Annotated in this window: 18 protein-coding genes; 11 read left to right on the forward strand and 7 right to left on the reverse strand. The window is 59.7% G+C overall.

Annotated elements, in window-relative coordinates:
• Positions 1–4: 4 nt before the first annotated feature.
• Positions 5–730 (forward strand): metalloregulator ArsR/SmtB family transcription factor, encoded by a 726-nt coding sequence (locus A9Q02_RS18240; RefSeq protein ID WP_097654509.1) that lies wholly within the window; start codon positions 5–7, stop codon positions 728–730.
• Positions 731–1,294: 564 nt separating this feature from the next.
• Here the strand turns inward: A9Q02_RS18240 and A9Q02_RS18245 are convergent.
• Positions 1,295–2,761 carry a 1,4-alpha-glucan branching protein domain-containing protein gene (locus tag A9Q02_RS18245; RefSeq protein WP_097654510.1) on the reverse strand — a complete coding sequence of 489 codons (1,467 nt, stop codon included), beginning with the start codon at positions 2,759–2,761 and terminating at the stop codon, positions 1,295–1,297.
• A gap of 5 nt (positions 2,762–2,766) precedes the next feature.
• Positions 2,767–4,710: a serine/threonine-protein kinase gene (locus A9Q02_RS18250; protein WP_245860681.1), complete on the reverse strand. Its 1,944-nt coding sequence runs from the start codon at positions 4,708–4,710 to the stop codon at positions 2,767–2,769.
• 119 nt (positions 4,711–4,829) lie between these two features.
• Here A9Q02_RS18250 and A9Q02_RS18255 point away from each other — a divergent pair, with 119 nt between their 5' ends.
• The 8 genes from A9Q02_RS18255 (at position 4,830) to A9Q02_RS18290 (ending at position 14,049) form a co-directional block, all read left to right on the forward strand.
• On the forward strand, positions 4,830–5,483 hold the full coding sequence (locus A9Q02_RS18255; protein ID WP_097654511.1) for a winged helix-turn-helix domain-containing protein: 654 nt from the start codon (positions 4,830–4,832) through the stop codon (positions 5,481–5,483).
• A gap of 24 nt (positions 5,484–5,507) precedes the next feature.
• The gene (gene aroA / locus A9Q02_RS18260; protein WP_097654512.1) at positions 5,508–6,806 is read left to right on the forward strand and encodes a 3-phosphoshikimate 1-carboxyvinyltransferase; all 1,299 of its coding nucleotides are present in this window, start codon (positions 5,508–5,510) and stop codon (positions 6,804–6,806) included.
• A gap of 34 nt (positions 6,807–6,840) precedes the next feature.
• Positions 6,841–7,416: a hypothetical protein gene (locus A9Q02_RS18265; protein WP_097654513.1), complete on the forward strand. Its 576-nt coding sequence runs from the start codon at positions 6,841–6,843 to the stop codon at positions 7,414–7,416.
• Positions 7,417–7,649: 233 nt separating this feature from the next.
• Positions 7,650–8,636, forward strand: coding sequence for a UDP-glucose 4-epimerase GalE (galE, locus tag A9Q02_RS18270; protein WP_097654514.1), 987 nt, complete (start codon positions 7,650–7,652; stop codon positions 8,634–8,636).
• 154 nt (positions 8,637–8,790) lie between these two features.
• Positions 8,791–10,725 (forward strand): serine/threonine protein kinase, encoded by a 1,935-nt coding sequence (locus tag A9Q02_RS18275; protein WP_172451120.1) that lies wholly within the window; start codon positions 8,791–8,793, stop codon positions 10,723–10,725.
• A 559-nt stretch (positions 10,726–11,284) separates the two neighbouring features.
• Complete coding sequence (locus A9Q02_RS18280; RefSeq protein WP_216361552.1) at positions 11,285–11,998, forward strand: dihydrofolate reductase family protein; 714 nt, start codon at positions 11,285–11,287, stop codon at positions 11,996–11,998.
• Positions 11,999–12,065: 67 nt separating this feature from the next.
• Positions 12,066–13,394 carry an AAA family ATPase gene (locus A9Q02_RS18285; RefSeq protein ID WP_097654516.1) on the forward strand — a complete coding sequence of 443 codons (1,329 nt, stop codon included), beginning with the start codon at positions 12,066–12,068 and terminating at the stop codon, positions 13,392–13,394.
• Positions 13,360–14,049 carry an RloB family protein gene (locus A9Q02_RS18290; RefSeq protein WP_172451122.1) on the forward strand — a complete coding sequence of 230 codons (690 nt, stop codon included), beginning with the start codon at positions 13,360–13,362 and terminating at the stop codon, positions 14,047–14,049. The genes A9Q02_RS18285 and A9Q02_RS18290 overlap by 35 nt, the downstream gene beginning before the upstream one ends.
• Before the next feature lie 113 nt (positions 14,050–14,162).
• On the opposite strand, the gene A9Q02_RS18295 is transcribed toward A9Q02_RS18290, so the two are convergent.
• Together A9Q02_RS18295 and A9Q02_RS18300 are read right to left on the reverse strand one after the other, a co-directional pair.
• Entirely contained in the window at positions 14,163–14,657 is a 495-nt protein-coding gene (locus tag A9Q02_RS18295; protein WP_097654518.1) for a DinB family protein, read from the reverse strand.
• Entirely contained in the window at positions 14,654–15,091 is a 438-nt protein-coding gene (locus A9Q02_RS18300) for a DUF1905 domain-containing protein (RefSeq protein WP_097654519.1), read from the reverse strand. The genes A9Q02_RS18295 and A9Q02_RS18300 overlap by 4 nt, the downstream gene beginning before the upstream one ends.
• 543 nt (positions 15,092–15,634) lie before the next feature.
• On the opposite strand from A9Q02_RS18300, the gene A9Q02_RS18305 reads away from it, so the two are divergent.
• Entirely contained in the window at positions 15,635–15,829 is a 195-nt protein-coding gene (locus tag A9Q02_RS18305) for a hypothetical protein (protein WP_097654520.1), read from the forward strand.
• Between the two features lie 404 nt (positions 15,830–16,233).
• On the opposite strand, the gene A9Q02_RS18310 is transcribed toward A9Q02_RS18305, so the two are convergent.
• Entirely contained in the window at positions 16,234–17,391 is a 1,158-nt protein-coding gene (locus A9Q02_RS18310) for a M28 family peptidase (RefSeq protein WP_097654521.1), read from the reverse strand.
• Between the two features lie 100 nt (positions 17,392–17,491).
• Complete coding sequence (locus tag A9Q02_RS25240) at positions 17,492–17,776, reverse strand: GNAT family N-acetyltransferase (RefSeq protein WP_216361553.1); 285 nt, start codon at positions 17,774–17,776, stop codon at positions 17,492–17,494.
• A gap of 31 nt (positions 17,777–17,807) precedes the next feature.
• On the opposite strand from A9Q02_RS25240, the gene can reads away from it, so the two are divergent.
• On the forward strand, positions 17,808–18,506 hold the full coding sequence (can, locus tag A9Q02_RS18320) for a carbonate dehydratase (RefSeq protein WP_483862432.1): 699 nt from the start codon (positions 17,808–17,810) through the stop codon (positions 18,504–18,506).
• 130 nt (positions 18,507–18,636) lie between these two features.
• Here the strand turns inward: can and A9Q02_RS18325 are convergent.
• Positions 18,637–19,172 (reverse strand): sortase (locus A9Q02_RS18325; RefSeq protein WP_141509028.1); only part of this gene is annotated, 536 nt, incomplete at its 5' end.

The raw sequence follows: 19,172 nt of genomic DNA on the forward strand, positions 1-19,172 counted from the left end.
TTTTATGTCGTCTGCTCTCCCCGAACCGTTACGCCTACTCGCCGACGAGACGCGTTGGCGCCTCGTGGCCCTGTTGCGCCAGGGCGATTACCAGGTCGGCGAACTCGTGAGTCAGCTTGGCCTTTCGCAGAATCTCGTCTCGTACCATCTGGGGGTGCTCCGCCAGGGTGGACTCGTGCTGGCCCATCGCAGCGACGCCGACGGGCGGGCCACCTACTATGGGCTCGATCTTGAGGCCCTCAAGGCGATCTATGCCGCGATCGGAACGCTGCTCGCTGTGCCTGGGCTCGGGATCGAGGCGCAGCTGCCCGCAGCGACCGTCTTCTTCTTTTGCACCGCCAACAGTGCCCGCTCGCAAATGGCGGAAGCGTGGATGCGCCATCTGAGTCGTGGGTGCATCACGGTACGCAGTGCCGGCACGCAGCCGACGCGGTTACACCCACTGACCGTTCAAGTCATGCACGAAGTCGGCCTCGACATTGGCTACCAGACGGCCAAGCACCTCGATAGCCTGGCCGACCTGCAACCCGACCTGATCGTCACCGTCTGCGACATTGCCCGCGAGCACTGCGTGCGCTGGGGCGAAGCAGTGCGCCAGATCCACTGGAGCGTCGCCGATCCGGTGCTGGTCACCGGCACGCCCGACGAACAGCGACACGCCTTTCGCACCGCCCGCGACGAACTCCGCTCGCGTGTCGAAGGGTTGCTCCACCTGCTACCAGGCGCATGATCTCGTCCGTCACCGTGCGTTGGCCTTGGGACGCCCTCATCAAGACCGGTGAGGTCGCTCGGCGCGTTGGCATTGCCAAGAAGACCTCATCTAGCCGGCGAAGGTGGGCTTGACACGCGGTATAGGGCAATTGCATCATACGAAACCGGATACAACAAGACGCGCTCTTTGGCCGCATGCATGTGCATGCACCCAGCGGCGCAAACGGCGCATCAACGCCGATCATCGGCGATCCTGGCAGCGAAGCGGGCACCCGCGAGGGGTGCCCCTACGGCCGGTTCGGTGTAGGGGCACCCCTGGCGGGTGCCCTGGCGGGGTGCCCCTACGGCCGGTTCGGTGTAGGGGCACCCCTGAGGGGTGCCCCTACGGCCGGTTCGGTGTAGGGGCACCCCTGGCGGGTGCCCTGGCGTGCACCCGCGAGGGGTGCCCCTACGGCCGGGTTCGGTGTACGGGCACCCCTGGCGGGCACCCGCGAGGGGTGCCCCTACGGCCGGGTTCGGTGTACGGGCACCCCTGGCGGGTGCCCTGGCGGGTGCCCTGGTCATGCTGCGCACAGCAACCCAATTACGACGCTGGCGCAAAGATACGGTAGTTGAGGCTCGCGAAGAGGCCATCCTCCTCTTCGAGTTGCCCCAGCAGGGCGAGATCGGCTTCCTGGAGGTGACGGTGCCGGGCGAGTTCGGCGAGTTGGCTGAAGCGCTGGAGATAGGTGCGCCAGCGGGCCGCCCAGCCCTCTTCGCCTGCGCCGGCACTCAAGAGCGCCGGCCAGTCGCTCGTCTGCGCAAGAAAGAGTTCGCGTGCCGCCTGGTTTAACAGGCGTTCGTGTTCAGCGACTGCATCGGGGAAGGCCAGCGCCAGTTCGACCATCGCCTCTTCAGCCCGATGGATCTCTTGCCAGTAGACCTCGGCGACCCCACCTTGCCACGCGCCGTGAACCCCCGCGGCCCAGGAACCCTCTTTGAGTAACCCCTGCACCCGTGGACGGTGGTTGCGCACATATGCGCCCGGCGTGGTCAGGCGCAGGCTTCCGTGCGTGGTGCTGAGCATCAACATCGCCTGGAGCCAGGTTGGGCCTTCGACCCAGCGGGTGCCGAGTTGCGCGGCATCGAGCAGGATGAGCCGCAAATCGTCGGCTCCGGCGCGGGCCTCTTCGGCCACAAGCAACTGGGTAAAATGAACCGCGTGGTTCTGGGCGCGCCGCAGGGCATGGTAAGGATCGTAGAGCGCCCCGCTGCGTGCGTGGTAGCCCGAAGGATCGTCAGGGTCACGGTAGAGCGGATCGCCCGGGTAGCCCAGGTCTTCGGACCAGATATGGCGGGCGAGATCTTCGTCAGGGAAGAGTGCCGCGACACGCCCTGGGATCACGTTGATTGGCGTGGGCGGTTGCTGCGCTACCAGGCTGCTGCGGTCGGCCACAACATACCGTAACCCGATCTCCGCCATCATGCCTTCAAGCCCCGGACGCCAGCTGCATCCCGGTAGCCAGAGCCCGTCGAGCCGCCCGAGATGACGGGTCGTATGCAGCATGCCACACTCGATCTGCGCATGCACCGATTCTTCACGCCCCAGCAGCGGTAGGTAGGCATAACTTGCTGGACACGCCAGCGGTTCGATCACCCGCGCTACCGTCAGTTCACGTAGCCACGCAGGCAAGTGTCGGTTGAACCGCTCGGTAAACGCGCTGAGCCGCTGTTCGATCCACTCGACATAAAAACGCTCAAGGTAGGCGGCATGCGTGTCACCCCGCGCCTCGGCCTCGGCCAGACTCGCCTCGCGTTGCGCAATTACCTTCTCCATCCAGAGCACAAAATGTTTCTGTACCAGCGGATCGGCAAGTTGCTCGAGCAAAAGCGGCGAACAGGCCAGGCCAACCTGGATCGGCAACCTGGTACTATGCAATTCCACCAGCATCTCGACAAAAGGCAAGAGGCTCTGCGCGATCATGGCATGCAGGGCATCCTCACCCTCTGGCTGAGGCCCGGCATGGCGTACATAGGGCATATGAGCAATAAATAAAAAGGCAATCTGCATGGCTTCTACGGATCTGGCAAAACCGTCACTTCAGGCACCACCTCGGTGGTTGGTGTCTTGGTAAGCAACGGATCTTCGGTTGGGGTCACCGTCAAGATAAATGTTGCCGTCGGCCCTCCGGTTGGCACAAGCCCCTCGGTAGGATTCGGCGCTTCCGTTGGGGGCGCTGATGGCGTCGGTGTATCTGTCGCTGGGTCAGACGCGGTCGGCGTGAGCGACGCGGTCGGCGTGGGTGACGCCGCAGTCGGCGTGGGCGACGCGGTCGGCGTGGGCGATGCGGTCGGTGTGGGCGACGCCGCAGTCGGCGTGGGCGATGCGGTCGGCGTTGGGCTCACCGAGGGTGTGGGCGACTCGGTTGGCGTGGGCGACTCGGTTGGCGTGGGTGACTCGGTTGGCGTCGGCGTGGCGGTGGGTGGCACCGTCGGCGTGGCGGTCGGCGGTGGAGTCACCGTTGGTTCGAGGGTTGGCGGCACCGGGGTCGGCGAACGCACCGGTGGCGGTGGCACCGGCGTTGCGGTTGGCACGGGAAGCGGGGTGGCCGACGGCGGCGGCGGGGCTTCGGTGGCGGTCGGAGTGATCACCGGGACGGCACTGCCTGCCAGGGGTGGCGCAGTTGCCGCTGGGGGCTCGGTCGGCGCGCTGGTGGCGGTGGCCGTTGGTGACGGAAAGAGGGGCGGGCGTCCATCCCCGGCAAAACCCCGAGCGGCAGCCATGATCACCAGGATCGTCCCGATCACAAGCAACGCCCCGATGAGGGTCATAGGAAGCACCCCCGAACGCGCACGTTCGGCTTCGGGCGCACGCATCCGCCCGGCGCGGGGTACGGCCCCGCTGCCTGGTGGGCGTGCCGAGGTGCGCGGAGGCACCCGGAGGCTCGGTGGCACCGCCTCGGCGCGGTCGGTTGGTTGACCGGCACTGCTGGCGGGTTGCCGTGGCAAGGGTGGTGGTTCTGCCCGCGGCGGTGGCGCTACCGGTGGCGGCGCACTACTGGGTGTGGGAGGCCGCACATAGGCAGCGGGCGGCGGCAGAACGTCGAGTTGCGGCGGGTCTGGCGTACTCCCGATGGGATACGCGAGATCGGCTAGTTGCGCACGGGTGGCGAGTGGGATGCCGTAATAGACCAGCACCGACCGCAGGGCCTCAACCAGTTCACGCCCTGATGGATAACGCGCCTCGGGAGGTTTGGCGAGGGCGCGCGCCATGATCGCATCAAACTCACCGGGCAGGTGCGCGGCAACGCTTGAGGGTGGCGGGGCCGGCAATTGGGCATGGGCGACAATCAACTGCGGAGGTGAACCCGAAAAGGGGACCCGCCCCGTTAGCACCTCATAGGCCACCACCCCCAGCGCATAGAGATCGCTGCGACCATCGACCCGGCGGGCCTCAGCCTGTTCGGGCGACAGATACTCGGGGGTGCCCATAAAGATCCCCGTGCGTGTCAGGCGCTCGCCATCGGCCTCGCTCGTCTGCGCAATGCCAAAATCGGCCAGCAAGACCCGGCCTTCCCGGTCAACCAGGATATTGTGCGGCTTGATATCACGATGCACCGCACCCTGTGCATGCGCATAATCAAGCGCCAGGGCGACGGGTTCAAGCAGACTCACCGCATAACCCGCGTCAAGCCGCGTACGCTCCTGGAGCACCGCAGCGAGACTCTGCCCATTGATATACTCCATCGCGATATAATGCAGGCCGTCCTCTTCGCCTACATCATAGATGGTCACAATCGCAGGGTGGCGGAGACTCGCCGCCGTCGTCGCCTCACGCTCGAAGCGACGCACAAACTCGGTATCGAGGCTTAATTGGGCCGCCAGAACCTTCAGCGCAACCTGGCGCTGCAGCTGCGTGTCCAGGGCCAGATAGACCCGGGCCATGCCGCCGCGACCCAACTCGGCGCGGATCTCGTAGCGCCCTAGACGGCGCCCGATCAGACCGGTGACACTCTGCACAGGATGGTGCTCAACAGATAGTGTGGTATTTTTACCAGCCTGATGGTATAATCAGGCATATTAGAGCGATTGTACCACATCGCACCTTTGGTTTCAAAGTTGTACAGAGGAACCCAGGCATGGTCGCTGCGCCTGCGCCAAAATTGATCATCAAGCGCCAGGATGGTCACTATCGTGAACTCGATTGGGATCGCGAACAGTTGACGATCGGGCGTGATGGGGCCAATGATATTGTGATCGATCATCCTCTCGCCTCGCGACGACACGCTCGTCTTGAGCAGACCGAGGATGCCTTTGTGCTCCGCGATCTTGAGAGTACCAATGGTACTTTTGTCAATCAAGAACGCATTGAAGGCCTTGTTCATCTACACAATCAGGATCAGATCTTTATTGCTGATACGATTATTATTTTTCACGACCCCGAAGCAACCGTCAAAGGGGTTGTCCCGCCCGAGTTGCTGCGTGCAGCGCGGGAAGAGGTGCGCGTTGATAGCCGCACCAAAGAGGTCTTTGTCAAGGGTCAGTTGGTGCAACCCCAGTTGACCGTGAAAGAGTTCCAGTTGCTCGAGTTGCTCTATCAACGTACGGGCCAGGTGATCAGCAAAGACGAAATCGCCCGCCAGGTCTGGGATTACGAAGTCTTTGACTACAATGCGATTGATGCGCTGGTCTATCGGTTGCGCCAGCGGATCGAGCCCGATCCCGCGCATCCGCGCTATCTGGTGACCCAGCGTGGGTTTGGCTACAAACTTGTGACAACGCCCGAGGCATAATTGCCCATCAGTACCATAGGTTCTATGTCAGCACTTACCTTGAGCGCTCCGGCCAGCCTGCGCGGGATTGTGCATGTGCCTGGTGATAAGTCGATTTCGCATCGTGCGGTGCTCTTCAATGCCGTTGCCAACGGTGATGCGCGGATCACCAATTTCCTGGCGGGGGCCGATTGTCTGGCAACGATTAGGTGCATGCAGGCCCTCGGGGTCGATGTCCACCGTAATGAGACCGATGTTTTTGTGCGTGGGGTGGGCCTTCGAGGGTTGCGCGAGCCAGGTGATGTGCTCGATTGTGGCAACTCGGGGACGACGCTGCGCTTGCTGACGGGTTTGCTGGCCGGGATGCCGCTCTTTGCGGTGCTGACCGGCGATGCCTCGCTGCGTTCGCGCCCTCAGCGTCGCATCGTGACCCCGCTGCGCGAGCTCGGGGTGACGATTGATGGGCGCCTTGACGGTGATCGAGCCCCCCTCATGGTACGTGGGGGCGCACTGCAAGGGGGCACCTATGCGCTCCCCGTCGCTTCGGCGCAGGTCAAGTCGGCACTGTTGCTCGCCGCACTCGGTGGTACGGGGCCGTTGACCCTGACGGGCAAGATCGCGTCACGGGATCACACCGAACGGATGCTTCAGGCGATGGGCCTTGATCTGAACGTTGCCGATGATGAATTGGTCTTGCATCCGCCCACGCATCCTGTCTTTCCCTATCCCCTCTCGTTGCGCGTGCCCGGCGATCCTTCATCAGCGGCCTTCTGGTGGGTCGCCGCCGCGATCCATCCCGATGCCGAATTGCTCACTCCTGGCGTCTGTCTGAATCCGACGCGCACCGGGGCGCTCGAGGTGTTGCAAGCGATGGGGGCCGAGGTGACGATTACGAATGAGCGGATCGAAGGGAGTGAGCCGGTTGGCGATGTGCTGGTGCAGTCGTCGCATCTGCGCGGCACGACGATCAGTGGTGCGCTTATTCCACGCCTGATTGATGAAATTCCGGTGCTGGCTGTGGCGGCGGCCTGCGCCGAGGGCGATACCGTCATTCGTGATGCCGGTGAGTTGCGCGCCAAAGAGAGCGACCGGATTGCGACCGTGGTGGCCGGTTTGCAGGCCCTCGGGGTGACGGTTGAACCAACTGATGATGGCATGGGGATCGTTGGCCTCGGGCGTCCTGCGCTGCAGGGCGCAACGCTGGCGACCCACGGCGATCATCGCCTCGCCATGGCCTGGGCCGTCGCCTCCCTCGTGGCTGAAGGCGACGTGAGCGTTGATAATCCGGCGTGTGCCGATGTGAGCTATCCCGCCTTCTGGGAGACCCTCGCGAGTCTTGGCTGAGTCGGCTGTGAAGAAGGGCATAGGTACCATAGCGATGAGTAAACGCTATACGTTCACGATTGAGATTTATACCTCTGCGCTCGTTATTACGGGGAGTTATGACTTGCCCCTTTATCGTCGGGTGAGCGATGCGCTCAATAGTCGTCTGCATCGCTATATTGTGCTGCGTGATGCAACGATCGCGCCGGCTGATCGGGTGCAACATGTCCAGCAGGTGCCCCAGATCCTGGTTGACTGGAGTGATGCGTTGCTCGTTGCGTCTATCAGTGAGCCCGATCCGCCCCCCGATTTCAAACATGCTCAGCCGCCGCGCAATACGCAGCCGATGATGTTTTTTACGCCGCTCTTTGCGCTACGGGCCGATTTCTATAAGCGGACTGACCGCGAGTTGATCGAAATGCTGAGTGAGATGAACGATGATTTTGTGCCTCTCCGCAATATTACGATCTATCCTCATCATAGCGGCGCTCCGGTGACGCGGAGTTTTGGTTGCCTCAATCGTCACCATATTCAGGTGCTCTATCCGCTTGGCACGGCGATGCCCAATGCGCCCGTGCCTTCATCTGAGGCCCCAGTTCACGATGTTCAAGCCCAGGATGCAAACATCTGACCTTCCACCTTTTACCCATCGGAGGTTTCTCCAATGGAACCCACAAGGCTTCGTTGGACATGTGCATGAAAGCCGGGTCCACCGGCCCGCGCCGGACGTGTGCCTTTGCACGTAGCACGATTGTGCCAGAAGAAGCCGTTTGACGCAACCCAATGCGCGAAAGCGGCGAAAGCAGGGGCGTTCCTCCCACCGCTGGAAGCGGGTGGGTTTCCCGCCCTGAAGGGTAAACATCTATGAAGATTCTTGTGACAGGCGGAGCCGGATATATCGGCTCAATGACGACGGCTGAGTTGCTCGCGGCAGGCCACCAGGTGGTGGTGCTCGATAATCTCTATCAGGGCCATCGGGCCGCTGTTCCACCCGAGGCAATCTTTGTGCAGGCCGATCTTGCTGATCGCGCCGCCCTGGCTCGCCTCTTTGCTGACCATCCCGACATTGATGGCATTATGCACTTCGCCTCGTATACGCTCGTCGGCGAAAGCATGGATAAACCGTTGCTCTACCTGCGGGATAATCTGGTCAATGCGGCGAATCTGCTTGAATATGCCGTTGAGTCGGGCGTGCGGCGCTTTATTCTCTCTTCCACTGCCAACCTCTTTGATGATCCGGCCAGGATGCCGATTGATGAGCACGAGCGCATTGTGCCTGGTTCGCCCTATGGCGAGTCCAAGTTTTTTATCGAGCGACTGCTCGCGTGGTTTGAGCGCATCTATGGCTTGCGCTACTGTTGCCTCCGCTATTTCAATGCAAGCGGTGATACGCCCAACCGTGGCGAAGATCACGATCCCGAAACCCACCTGATCCCGCTGGTGCTGCAGGTTGCGCTTGGTCAGCGCCCCCATATTACCGTCTTTGGCGACGATTATCCGACCCCCGACGGCACGTGTGTCCGTGATTATATCCATGTTATCGATCTCGCCCAGGCCCATATTCTGGCGATGGAGTCGCTCGATCAATTTGGCTCACAGGTCTATAATCTTGGCAATGGCAGTGGCTTCAGTGTCCTCGAGGTGATCGAGACGGCCCGCAAGGTCACCGGCCATCCGATCCCTCATGTGATTGGGCCGCGGCGTGCCGGTGATCCGGCAACCCTGGTCGCCTCGTCAACGACGATCCGTGAGAAACTCGGGTGGCAACCCCGCTATCCTGACCTCGAGGCGATCATTGCCAGTGCCTGGGAATGGCATCGGACGCATCCACATGGCTATGCCGGGGAATGAAACTGAAGCATGAAAGCGGGTATAGGGGAGTATCGGAGTGCCGACTTCAGTCGGCCTCCGGTTCAGCCGACTGAAGCCGGCACTCCCGGAAGTAGTTCTTCATAACCATCTCATGGTATCAGTACCTCATCAAACGCGACTCGGCAACTTTCACATGGTGCGCATCATTGGGCGTGGTGCGTCTAGTGAAGTCTGGATGGCGCGCCACGTCCAGATCCATGATCACGTCATGGCGGTCAAGTTGCTGATGTCGCACGAACCCGAGTTGATCGAACGCTTTCAGCGCGAAGCACACATTGCCGCTCGGCTGCACCATCCCCATATTGTCCAGTTCTATGACTTCGGTCAGACGCCGCCTCTCTTCTATGCCGTGATGGAATATATCCAGGGTTTATCGCTGCGCGAGGTGATCGAGCGTCGTGGGGCGTTGCCGTTGACCGAGGCGGTGCATATCTTCAAGCAGATCGCTGGGGCGCTTGATTATGCCCATAGTCTGCGCATTGTCCATCGCGATGTTTCCCCCGGCAATATCCTGATCGAAGAGACAACTCGGCGCGCGGTGCTCACCGATTTTGGCATTGCTCGGGATGCGATCCATCCCATCACGGTTTCGAATGCGATCATGGGTACGCCCTATTACCTCTCACCTGAACATCTTGATTCAGCGACGAGGGTTACGCATCTTTCTGATCTTTTTTGTCTGGGAATTATCTTCTATCAGTTGCTCTGTGGGCAGGTGCCCTGGGTTCAAAGCGGGCGTAATCCTGAGCAACCCGATTTTAATACGTTGATCCCGCTCAGCGAACGGGGCATCGAGGGCATTCCCCGTGGGATGGACGAGGTGCTGGGCACGCTGCTGGCCCATGATCCGACGCAGCGCTTCGGTTCGGGTAGTGCGGCGGTGCATGCCTTAGAGCAACTGCTCAAGCGCCACGAGACCGAGACGCAGGTCTTGAATATTGGTATGCTTCCCGCCGAGAGCCTGGTTGAGCTTGAGGCGAGCGGCGTGGAACCAAATGTGGTCGAGCAGGTGCTGGGGAACGAGTTGAAGCGACCGGTGCTTGAACGTGCCCACCGCCGTGCCAACGAGTTGATGAATGAAGTGGTGGTCAAGGCGCTGCTCGATCACTGGTCGGCCCAGGATCGCCTGCGCGGTCGCCCGCTGCTTGGCCGTCTCGCCCGGATGCACCGCATTGCCAGCCACAATGTCTATTTCTATCAACTGCAGGTGCTCTATGAACGCCGGGTGGCTGGTGAGGATGAAGAAGAGCCGGACCTGGTCGGCGAAGCCTTTCCGCTCGAACGCGAAATCGAACGGTGGAAGGTGACGCTCGATGCACCGCAGACCTTTGCCGACCACGCCGGCGAACGCCGTACCCTCCCTGGTTCGACCCGCGTCATCAATTGCCCAAACTGCAAAAGCCGGGGGTTGCTGGTGTGCAAGCGTTGCCAGGGCAAACAGCGCATCTATATCCCACGTCCGACGACAACCCCATCCTCGGCGCAGGGCACGGCTGCGGGATCCTCGGCGTCAGGTACTGGCACGACAACCACCCCCGAGCCGCAACAGATCCTGATCTCGTGTCCTGACTGTGATGGCCGTGGGAGCCTCACCTGTCCGCAGTGCGAGGGTGCGACACGTCTGATCCAGCGCAAGACCTTTCATTGGAGCCGGAACGCACGCCGTTTTGATGCCCAGGATGATCTGCCCCTGGTTGATGAAACCTGGCTGGCCCGTACCTGCCAGGCCGAACCGATCTATCAGCAACGTCAGGCTGGCGGCTTCCATTCTACGTGGCAACTGATCGAGCCGGTGGCTGAAATCATGCATCAGGCTGAAGCACAACTCGATACCGACACCCGCATCGTGCTCAGCGAGTTGAGCATTAGCCTCATCCCCGTGACTGACGTGCTCTTTGATCTCGGCAACACCGACGAAGATAGCCTCTACCGCCTCTCAATCTATGGCTTCGAAAACCTCATTCCCCCCGACTGGCGCTTTTTCAACTGGGAACGGGTGATCTACCTCCTTTTCATTGTTATTTTGGTGCTGCTCATGGGGGTTTTTGCCTTTTTTGCGCTGATCTAGGCGCAATAGCTTGCCAAGAAGCTCACGCGAAAGCGCGAAGGCGCGAAGGGGTCGCGCACGACGCGCAAAGCTGTGCGCCGTTGCGCCTTTGCGTCAAAAGAACCGCCTGATGGGCACGGTCTTGGATCTAGGCGCAATACTTTGCCAAGAAGCTCACGCGAAGGCGCGAAGGCGCGAAGGGGTCGCGCACCGACGCGCAAACCTTTGCGCCTTTGCGTCAAAAAAACCACCTGATAGGCACGGTCGTGGGGCGAGGTCATGGGTGTGCTCTCATTCGGTGATGCGTGGGTTCATCAGTCTGGGTGATCGCCGCGACGGTGAACCCACTGGCTTCGGCGAGGGTCGCTGTTGAGCAGGCGAAATTTAATTCCGTCAACGGCAGCGCGGCACCCGTTGATCGTGGCGTCATGCTGGCACAGCATCTGGAGAACCCAGCGTGGTATACTACGCTTGGTGCGGAGCATACACCGCTCGGTCTGAGGGAGCATCCATCATAGATTACGCTCCACGCTTCTGCGTTCGGCAGTTGCGGTTATCCGTGTCACGGCAGGCGCGTTGCGTGGCCCGTTCTGATGAGGAGGTCGTCGTGCGCTTGATCATCGGTGGTGTTTTTCAGTCGCTGGACGGCGTGATGCAGGCTCCTGGTCGGCCCGAAGAAGATCGTGCGGGTGCCTTTGACCTCGGAGGCTGGGTGGGAGCGTTTACTGATGCGCAGACCCGCGATGCCGTGTTCGCGTACCTGCTCGACGCACCATATGCCCTCTTGCTCGGGCGCAAGACCTATGACATCTTCGCCGCATATTGGCCGTTCATGCCCGCCGACAACGCCATCGCGGCACGCTTCAATGCCACCACGAAGTATGTACTCACCCGCAGTGATACCCCGCTCGCATGGGCCAATAGTCATACCCTGACCAGTATCGACGCCATTGCACACGTGAAGGCAACCGCTGGCCCTGATCTCTTGATCCAGGGCAGCTCGACGCTGTATCCTCCGTTGTTTCGAGCGGGCCTCATTGATCGGCTGCATCTCCAAACTTTCCCCATTGTGCTTGGCCGCGGCAAGCGGCTCTTCGGCGCAGGGACACCTGCGGGCGGCATGCGCCTGGTTCACAGCACCGTCTCATCCACCGGTGTCGTGATCGCCACGTATGAGCCCACCGGCCATCTGCCCACCATATCGCCTGAACCTCCGAACCCCAGCGATGCAGAGATCGCACGCCGTGAACGAATGAATCAGCTTCCTCTTGAATATTTTGCGGAAAACCTGTAAAATTGACCTGAGGAAGTTGTACCGCGTTCCATCTGCTTGAATCCTCGCACACATAGAGGAGTGGTTGATGCTCGTTGAATTTCGGGTGACGAATTTTCGTTCCTTCAAAGAGACCCAAATATTTAGCCTAATTGCCGGCAGTGATCGTTCATTGCCGGAAAATACTATTCATAGTGAAGCGCTTGGGAAACTACGCCTCAATCGCAGCGCTGTTGTCTATGGTGCGAACGCCTCAGGCAAAAGCAATCTGATTGCCGCATTGGAGTTTGTGCGCCGGTTTGTCCTGAACTCGGTAACACGCCGGACAGTGCGCGAAACCCGCGAGGGTGAGAGCAAGGCTTTGGTGCCGGTCGTGCCGTTTCTTCTCCATCAAGCAACCCGCGAGGCACCAAGCGAGTTTGAGCTCGTGTTTATTCAAAAAGATGTGCGCTATCAGTACGGCTTTCAGGTTGATCGCCAACGTGTACACAAGGAATGGCTGATCGCTTTTCCGCATGGTCAACCACAGCGCTGGTTCGAACGTACCTTGAAAGAAGATGGCGAATATGTATGGACATTTCGCTCGAAACAGTTCCGTGGCGAAAAACAACTGATTACCGACGTAACTCGCGCCGATGCACTTTATCTCTCGGTGGGATCGAACTTTCGGCTCGATCAACTGATCGATGTCTCGCGCTGGTTCAATCGGCTGCGGTTTTACGTTCCACCGACGAGCTTGCGTGCAGGAATGTCAATCACTGCGGCACGTGCATCTCGTCATCCGGCCTTTCATCAGCGTGTGCGTGAGTTGCTCACCTTCGCCGATGTCGGCATTGTCGACTTTACCGTTGAAGAGGTTGTCACGGAGATTTCGCCTCAACGTTCACTCTTTCCCGAAGATGATCGTTCAAGCGCTCAATCGAGGCGCTATGAAGTGCTCCTTGCCCATCAGGGTGCGCCTTTTGAAGAACCGGCGTTGCTGCCGCTACAGGAAGAGTCACGCGGTACACAACAACTCTTCGAACTGGCAGCGCGTTTGATCGATGCCCTCGATGAAGGCAGTCTGTTGATCATTGATGAACTCGATAGCAGTTTGCACCCAATCCTCACGCGCAAACTGGTCGAAATGTTTCATGATCCACAGATTAACCAGAACAACGCCCAGTTGATCTTCAACACGCACGATGTTTCGTTGCTTGATCGCACCCTGTTCCGGCGCGATCAGATCTGGTTTACCGAGAAAGATCGGGCTGGAGCAACCCAACTCTACTCATTGCTGGAATTTAGCCCACGCAAAGAAGAAGCGCTGGCAAAGAACTATTTGCAAGGCCGTTATGGGGCGATCCCCTTCATCGAAGATCTTGGAGAGTGGTGGGCTGCAGATGCCGAAACCGAAACAACCGAAATCGAAGACTAAAACGACCGATCGCGCCCTCATCGGGCTCGATGCACTGGCTCGTCGTCCGGGAACCAAGATCCACCGTCCGGTATTAATTGTCTGTGAAGGAAAGAAGACTGAACAGATCTATCTCAATGCACTCCGACAGTATTACCGCCTGTCCACGATTGATCTTCACATTCACGGCGAAGGGGCCGGCCCGTTGGAGGTTGTGGAGCGCGCACTTGAATTGATGGCCGAGCGCCGGAAGATCGTGCGAAAAGAGCGAGACCTGCGACCCTACGCTGAGATCTGGTGCGTCTTCGACCGCGAGGCAGCAAACGAACCGGTAGGCTATCGTGAAGCATTGCAACTGGCTGCCCAACACAACATTGCCCTGGCGGTTTCGAACCCAGCATTCGAATACTGGTACTTGTTGCACTTTGTCGAAACAAGCCGCGCCTTCCAAAACGCCGATGAGGTAAAGGCTGAACTATGCAAACCGAACTGTCTGCCGGGCTATCAGAAGCAGAAGAATGTCTTCAATCTAATCCACGAGCGCACCGACACGGCCCATGATCGCGCCGAGCGACTCTATGAACGCCATCCCGACCGCGAGCGCGATCCGCATCCCAACCCGAGCACCCTCATCTATCGCCTTGTCGCCGGGATCATCGCGATGGCGCGCTTTTGATGAAGACAAGGCTCGTAGGCACTTGACCGCTTGTGCCCTACAAGGAGAACATGACGTGCTTACGGAACCGGTTTATTCCCGAGATAGAGCAGATGATCGACGGCCTTGTTCGATCAAAGATCAGAATTCTCTTGCAAGAATCGATCAAAATCAAGCTCGCCCGGTGATTGCCCATAGCCCGTCAGGAGCGCTGCGGCTTCGCTGCGATGCTGAATGCCATGAGTCACGACGTGGACGATGGTCTGCCATACCTTCGGACCACGCTGTGGATCATCACCATACCCTTGATTGATGTGGTCTTCGCTCAATTCGTCTACGTACGCAAACCAGGCAGCTTGTTCGAGTTGCCAACGGTGCTTCAGCGCCGCCACATCGCCAAAATCGTCGGCCTGCAGGATCGCATCCCCGTCTTGAGCTTGCAATACCATGCGCCAGCCGTACTCGGTATCGAGCGTATGCACGAGCATACCGCGCACACTCCCCCAGCCAGAATCCGGGGTGTGTTCGCGGGTAAACTCGTCCGCTGAAATACGCTCGCATGCGGCAAGGATGCGGTTGTTTGCCCAAAAATTGAAGTGGATCAACGTAGCGATTTCGCTCTTGTTCATTGCCGGCCCTCCTTCTTGTTCGAGCCGCTCAACCGCGCCGCTGCGAATGACAATTTCACGGTCACCTCGGCACCGGGTTCAATGCCGCTGGCGCGTAACCATGCCGCTGCCAAACGAAGGAAATAGTCCTTTCCCAATGCGCCCAGAGTGCCCTGAACCGCAACATCATTAATTGTTCCTGAAACAGGATACCGTGGTCTCACTCCCCAGACTTCGCAGGGAGAGAAGGGAATTGCGACAAACGTAAAACGTCCTTCTTGCTGCACCTTTGCAAGAAATACCTGATCGCCGGTATCGCTCATCTTGGTGTGCCTTTCGTTGAGATCTTTAAGAACATGCGGATGAGAGCTTGCCATAAACGCCGAACGCCCGCATTGTAAACCAAGACGACGGTTCAGCGATACCGGCACGCGCAAACTGCGAGGACTCGCCATAAAGTGCCGGGTCTGGGGGCTTTTTTACGATGCTTTTTTGACGCAAAGGTGCGTTTGGAAATGCATCACACCTTCGCACCTCACAGAAGCTCACGCGAAGGCGCGAAGGCGCGAAGGGTTAAGCTCACCGACGCGAAAAGCTTTGCGCCGTTGCGCCGTTGCGTCAAAACAGCCGCCTTCTTGGCAAGGTCTTGGATCTAGGCGCAATACTTTGCCAAGAAGCTCACGCGAAGGCGCGAAGGCGCGAAGGGGCCGCGCACCGACGCGAAAAGCTTTGCGCCGTTGCGCCTTTGCGTCAAAAGAATCGCCTGATGGGCACGGTCGTGGGGCGAGGTTATGGGTGTGCTCTCGTTCGGTGATGCGTGGGTTCATCAGTCTGGGTGATCGCCGCGACGGTAAACCCACTGGCTTCGGCGAGGGTCGCTGTTGAGCAGGCGGTCAAGCTCGTTTGAAACATGCCTTACGTTCTGAACAGCCGCCCCAACTGCTCGAACCCCACCGCGTCCGCCGACCCGGCGACGAAAGCGACATGGCAGCGCAGCGGTGGCAGTCCCAAGCCTGCGGCCAGCGCTCGTTGGCGGCACGGCGGCGCTGCTCGTCTCGTTGGATGCAGCGCCCAGTGAGGCCAACGGCGAGCAGCGCACCAACGCTGGCAACGGACGCGAATGCGCTCTGCGCTTTACCGCTTTGCGCTCAAACGGTGACGATCGCAGCGACGCGCTGAGTCGCTTGGGGTGAGCGGTGGCAGGGGCAGACGGGTTGGCGAGACATACGGACGCTTTCACCGCATTCAAGCGTCGTTTCACGCGCCCATCTGAAAACGTGTGGGTTTACGCCTGGCATACGCAATCCGTCATGGCTTGTTCGCTCAACGACCTTCCTATTCTATCATCACGAGAGCCAAAAAGGGTTACGGTACGCAACGTGTACACGGCTGATGCAACGTCATTCAGATCGTCCGCAGATGACGCAGCGGTGATCGCGGCATTGACTTTAGACTGAAAGTGGAAAACCTTCCACGAGAGCCAACTGCGGGCAGGATGCTCGTCCAGGTCGCCCAGGGGGCGCAGGGTATAGTCTGCGGGCGTGGGAACATCTGGAATCGGCAGGCTCATCTTATCTTAGTCGGGTTCAAATAATCATTACGCTTTCGCCACGATGATTTGTATCAGCCGCTCGACCAGCGCGACAGCTTCTTCGAGCTTATCCGCGCTCATGACATCAATCGTATCTGCGGTCGAATGCGCCAGGCCGCGTGCGCCGACCGAACTGAGCGCCACAGCTGGGATGCCGCGAAATGAAAAGGTCGAGTGGTTGCTTTCCGGCCACGGCTCGACCCACTGCACGCCGGGGAACTCTGCGGCCACGTGCCGGATGGCCTGTTCCATCTCCTCCGGCGTAGCAATCGCGGTGAGGCTGTTGGCTGCCAGCATTGCGCCGATACCGTCCATATTTATTGCACAGCGGATGGATGGAAAATAGGCTTCACCGCGCCGAACGTATTCATCGTCGCCGATCGGCAGGTATTCCTCGCTGTTGAAGGCGACAAATTCCAGGTCGACACCTGCCTCCCCTTTCGAGATCCGTTCGGCTAGCGCGAGCAGAGCCGCCGCGCCCCCGCCGTTATCGCTGGCGCCGGGGGTATTGATTTTGGTGTCGAAGTGGGCGCACACGACGATGCGTTTTTCAAAAACCCCGTGCGTTCTCGCCACAATATTCTGCGCCATGGCCGGGATCCTGCGCGCTGCAATGCACAGGTGCGCCGCCGAATCTGCGTTTTGCATAAGCCGCCGCGCCACTGCTGGGGGAACAGTAGCGGCGGGCAGGTCGAGTTCCCAGTCTTCGGTCAGATGGCCATAGTAAGCAGTAGAAGTTGGCGGGGCGAGCAATGCGGCGGGTTGAATCTGCTCTAGCAGTTGGATAATGTGGTCGTCGCGTTCATCCTTCAGGAACCAGGATTTGGCCGAGAGCGGGGCGCGGGCCAGGTCGCCATAGAGCAAGAGAATTTTCCCGTGCGCCGAAACCGCTTCCAGTTGCGCAATCGTTCCGGCAGAGATCACCGGCGCGGTGACATCACAGGGCAGCGAAAAGGCATTTGCGGCGGCATCCAGTTGCTCGCCTTCCTGTTCCAACCGAATGAAATCCTGCTCCCAGGCGGTGCAGGCATAGGGTTGTTCTTCCACGTCCAAACCGGCGGCGCGGAAGGTTGCTCGGATGTAATCGGCGGCCTGCTGGTTGGCAGGTGAACCGACCGGGCGCGGCCCCAGGCCGATGAGGGTATGTACATGTCTGTCAAGCATCTCAAGCCTCCTCACTGCCGAAGATCAATTCAGAACTTTGTCATCAATTGGCTGCGGCAGAAACTTTTACTGGCAAACCAATTTTTATCAGTGCGCTCAGCTAGTTCACATACGGCATACTCGATGAAACCCAGCGATGCATCCAACACCCCGGATGCTTCTGCATAGGAGCCAGCCGCGCAGACCGTGGGACACGGCGCAGGCCCTCGGCCATAAGCGCCTTGCCCAAGCCTGTGCGTTGATGTTCAGGATGCGTTCCGACCGGCTCGAAGGCGACGGTACGGGTCGCCTCATCATACCAAAGGGTGCAGAAGGCGGCAAACGCGATGTGTCCCAGCGCGGTTTTGTGTGACGCAAAGGCGCGAAGGCGCGTCTGTCCGCCCACACAATTGTGCCTGAAAGCTGTATACTCGAAGATGAAACGAGCGACCTCGGCGATGTTCGGTGAAGGAGCGACGGCGATGCGATCTCTTAGCAAGCTGTTCCAGTATAATCAGGTATGGGCAGATTCAATCTCTGCCCGCGATCCGGCGTTTTTCGCGAAGCTTGCGCAACAGCAGGCACCCAACTATGTCTGGATCGGCTGCTCAGACAGCCGCGTTCCCGCCAATGAGATTGTCGGCTTGATGCCCGGCGAGCTCTTTGTCCACCGCAATGTTGCCAATCTGGTCATTCACACCGATCTGAACTGCCTGTCGGTGCTCCAGTACGCGGTTGAGGTGCTGCGCGTCGAGCACGTGATCATCTGCGGACACTACGGCTGCGGCGGCGTTCGTGCGGCCCTGAGCAACAAACGGCTTGGCCTGATCGACAACTGGCTCCGCCATGTCCAGGATGTGATGAAGAAGCACGCGCTGCTGCTGGACAGCCTGCCGAGCGATCAGCAGCGCCTGGATAAGCTCTGTGAGCTCAACGTCATCGAGCAGGTCTCCAATGTAGCGCAAACCACGGTGATCCAGAGCGCGTGGGATCGCGGGCAAGACCTAGAGATCCACGGCTGGATCTACCGCATTTCCGACGGTTTGCTGCACGACCTGGCAGTATGTGCGAAGAGCCGGCATGAGCTGGACGAGAATTATGTGCGTGCCTGCTCGCGCTACAGCCTGTTGGGTTAGTTCACAGACGATTGAGCGGCTGGTGCTCACCGTCGGCACGGTCAATTTCTAACCTCAAGACCTCCATACGCAGCTGTGCGCCGTTGCGCCTTTGCGTCAACACAACCGCCTTCTTGGCAAGGTCTTGGGCTTACCGCACTGGTTCCGCAATGGTGATCAAGCGGTGCGTCATTTCGACGCTGCCATCCACGATCACCTTCTCGCCGATGCACGAAATCATCGTGACCATCTCGCGCCCCTGGGGCAGCATGTACTGGACTTCTTCGGGGCGTGCCCAGACCTGGCGCGTGACGGTATAGTCATAGCTACTGCCGTCGCGCCCATAGAGCGTGAGCCGGGATCCGATGCTCAGTTCTTGGAGGCGGGCGAAGGGCGCCGGGATGTGCGGCGTTGCGCGAAAACGCAAGACATGCCCCCAGAGGACGATATTCTCGCCCTGCCCCGGTGTTGCGCTGGTCTGATACCAGGCAATCTCGTGGTCAAGCACGATGGGTACGCGATTTCGATCCAGGCCCACCGGAAAGAGTTCGCGATCAAGCCCGATCGCTGGAATGATGAGCCGTCCCGGAGGCGTCGTTGAGGCTCCGGCGGAGGCCGGGTGCTTTTGCGGGTGCAGCGTCATGAGAACGTGGTCTGTTTTGCTGTGCAGGATTGGGGGCGGGGTAT

Origin of the sequence: Candidatus Chloroploca asiatica (genome assembly GCF_002532075.1) — a bacterium.
In the GTDB taxonomy this organism is placed as follows: domain Bacteria; phylum Chloroflexota; class Chloroflexia; order Chloroflexales; family Chloroflexaceae; genus Chloroploca; species Chloroploca asiatica.

Coding starts and splice junctions, on each gene's coding strand:
- A9Q02_RS18240 (WP_097654509.1), top strand. CDS start 5: ATGTCGTCTGCTCTCCCCGAACCGTTACGCCTACTCGCCGACGAGACG.
- A9Q02_RS18245 (WP_097654510.1), bottom strand. CDS start 2,761: ATGCAGATTGCCTTTTTATTTATTGCTCATATGCCCTATGTACGCCAT.
- A9Q02_RS18255 (WP_097654511.1), top strand. CDS start 4,830: ATGGTCGCTGCGCCTGCGCCAAAATTGATCATCAAGCGCCAGGATGGT.
- aroA (WP_097654512.1), top strand. CDS start 5,508: ATGTCAGCACTTACCTTGAGCGCTCCGGCCAGCCTGCGCGGGATTGTG.
- A9Q02_RS18265 (WP_097654513.1), top strand. CDS start 6,841: ATGAGTAAACGCTATACGTTCACGATTGAGATTTATACCTCTGCGCTC.
- galE (WP_097654514.1), top strand. CDS start 7,650: ATGAAGATTCTTGTGACAGGCGGAGCCGGATATATCGGCTCAATGACG.
- A9Q02_RS18275 (WP_172451120.1), top strand. CDS start 8,791: ATGGTGCGCATCATTGGGCGTGGTGCGTCTAGTGAAGTCTGGATGGCG.
- A9Q02_RS18285 (WP_097654516.1), top strand. CDS start 12,066: ATGCTCGTTGAATTTCGGGTGACGAATTTTCGTTCCTTCAAAGAGACC.
- A9Q02_RS18290 (WP_172451122.1), top strand. CDS start 13,360: ATGCCGAAACCGAAACAACCGAAATCGAAGACTAAAACGACCGATCGC.
- A9Q02_RS18295 (WP_097654518.1), bottom strand. CDS start 14,657: ATGAACAAGAGCGAAATCGCTACGTTGATCCACTTCAATTTTTGGGCA.
- A9Q02_RS18300 (WP_097654519.1), bottom strand. CDS start 15,091: ATGGCGAGTCCTCGCAGTTTGCGCGTGCCGGTATCGCTGAACCGTCGT.
- A9Q02_RS18310 (WP_097654521.1), bottom strand. CDS start 17,391: ATGCTTGACAGACATGTACATACCCTCATCGGCCTGGGGCCGCGCCCG.
- can (WP_483862432.1), top strand. CDS start 17,808: ATGAAACGAGCGACCTCGGCGATGTTCGGTGAAGGAGCGACGGCGATG.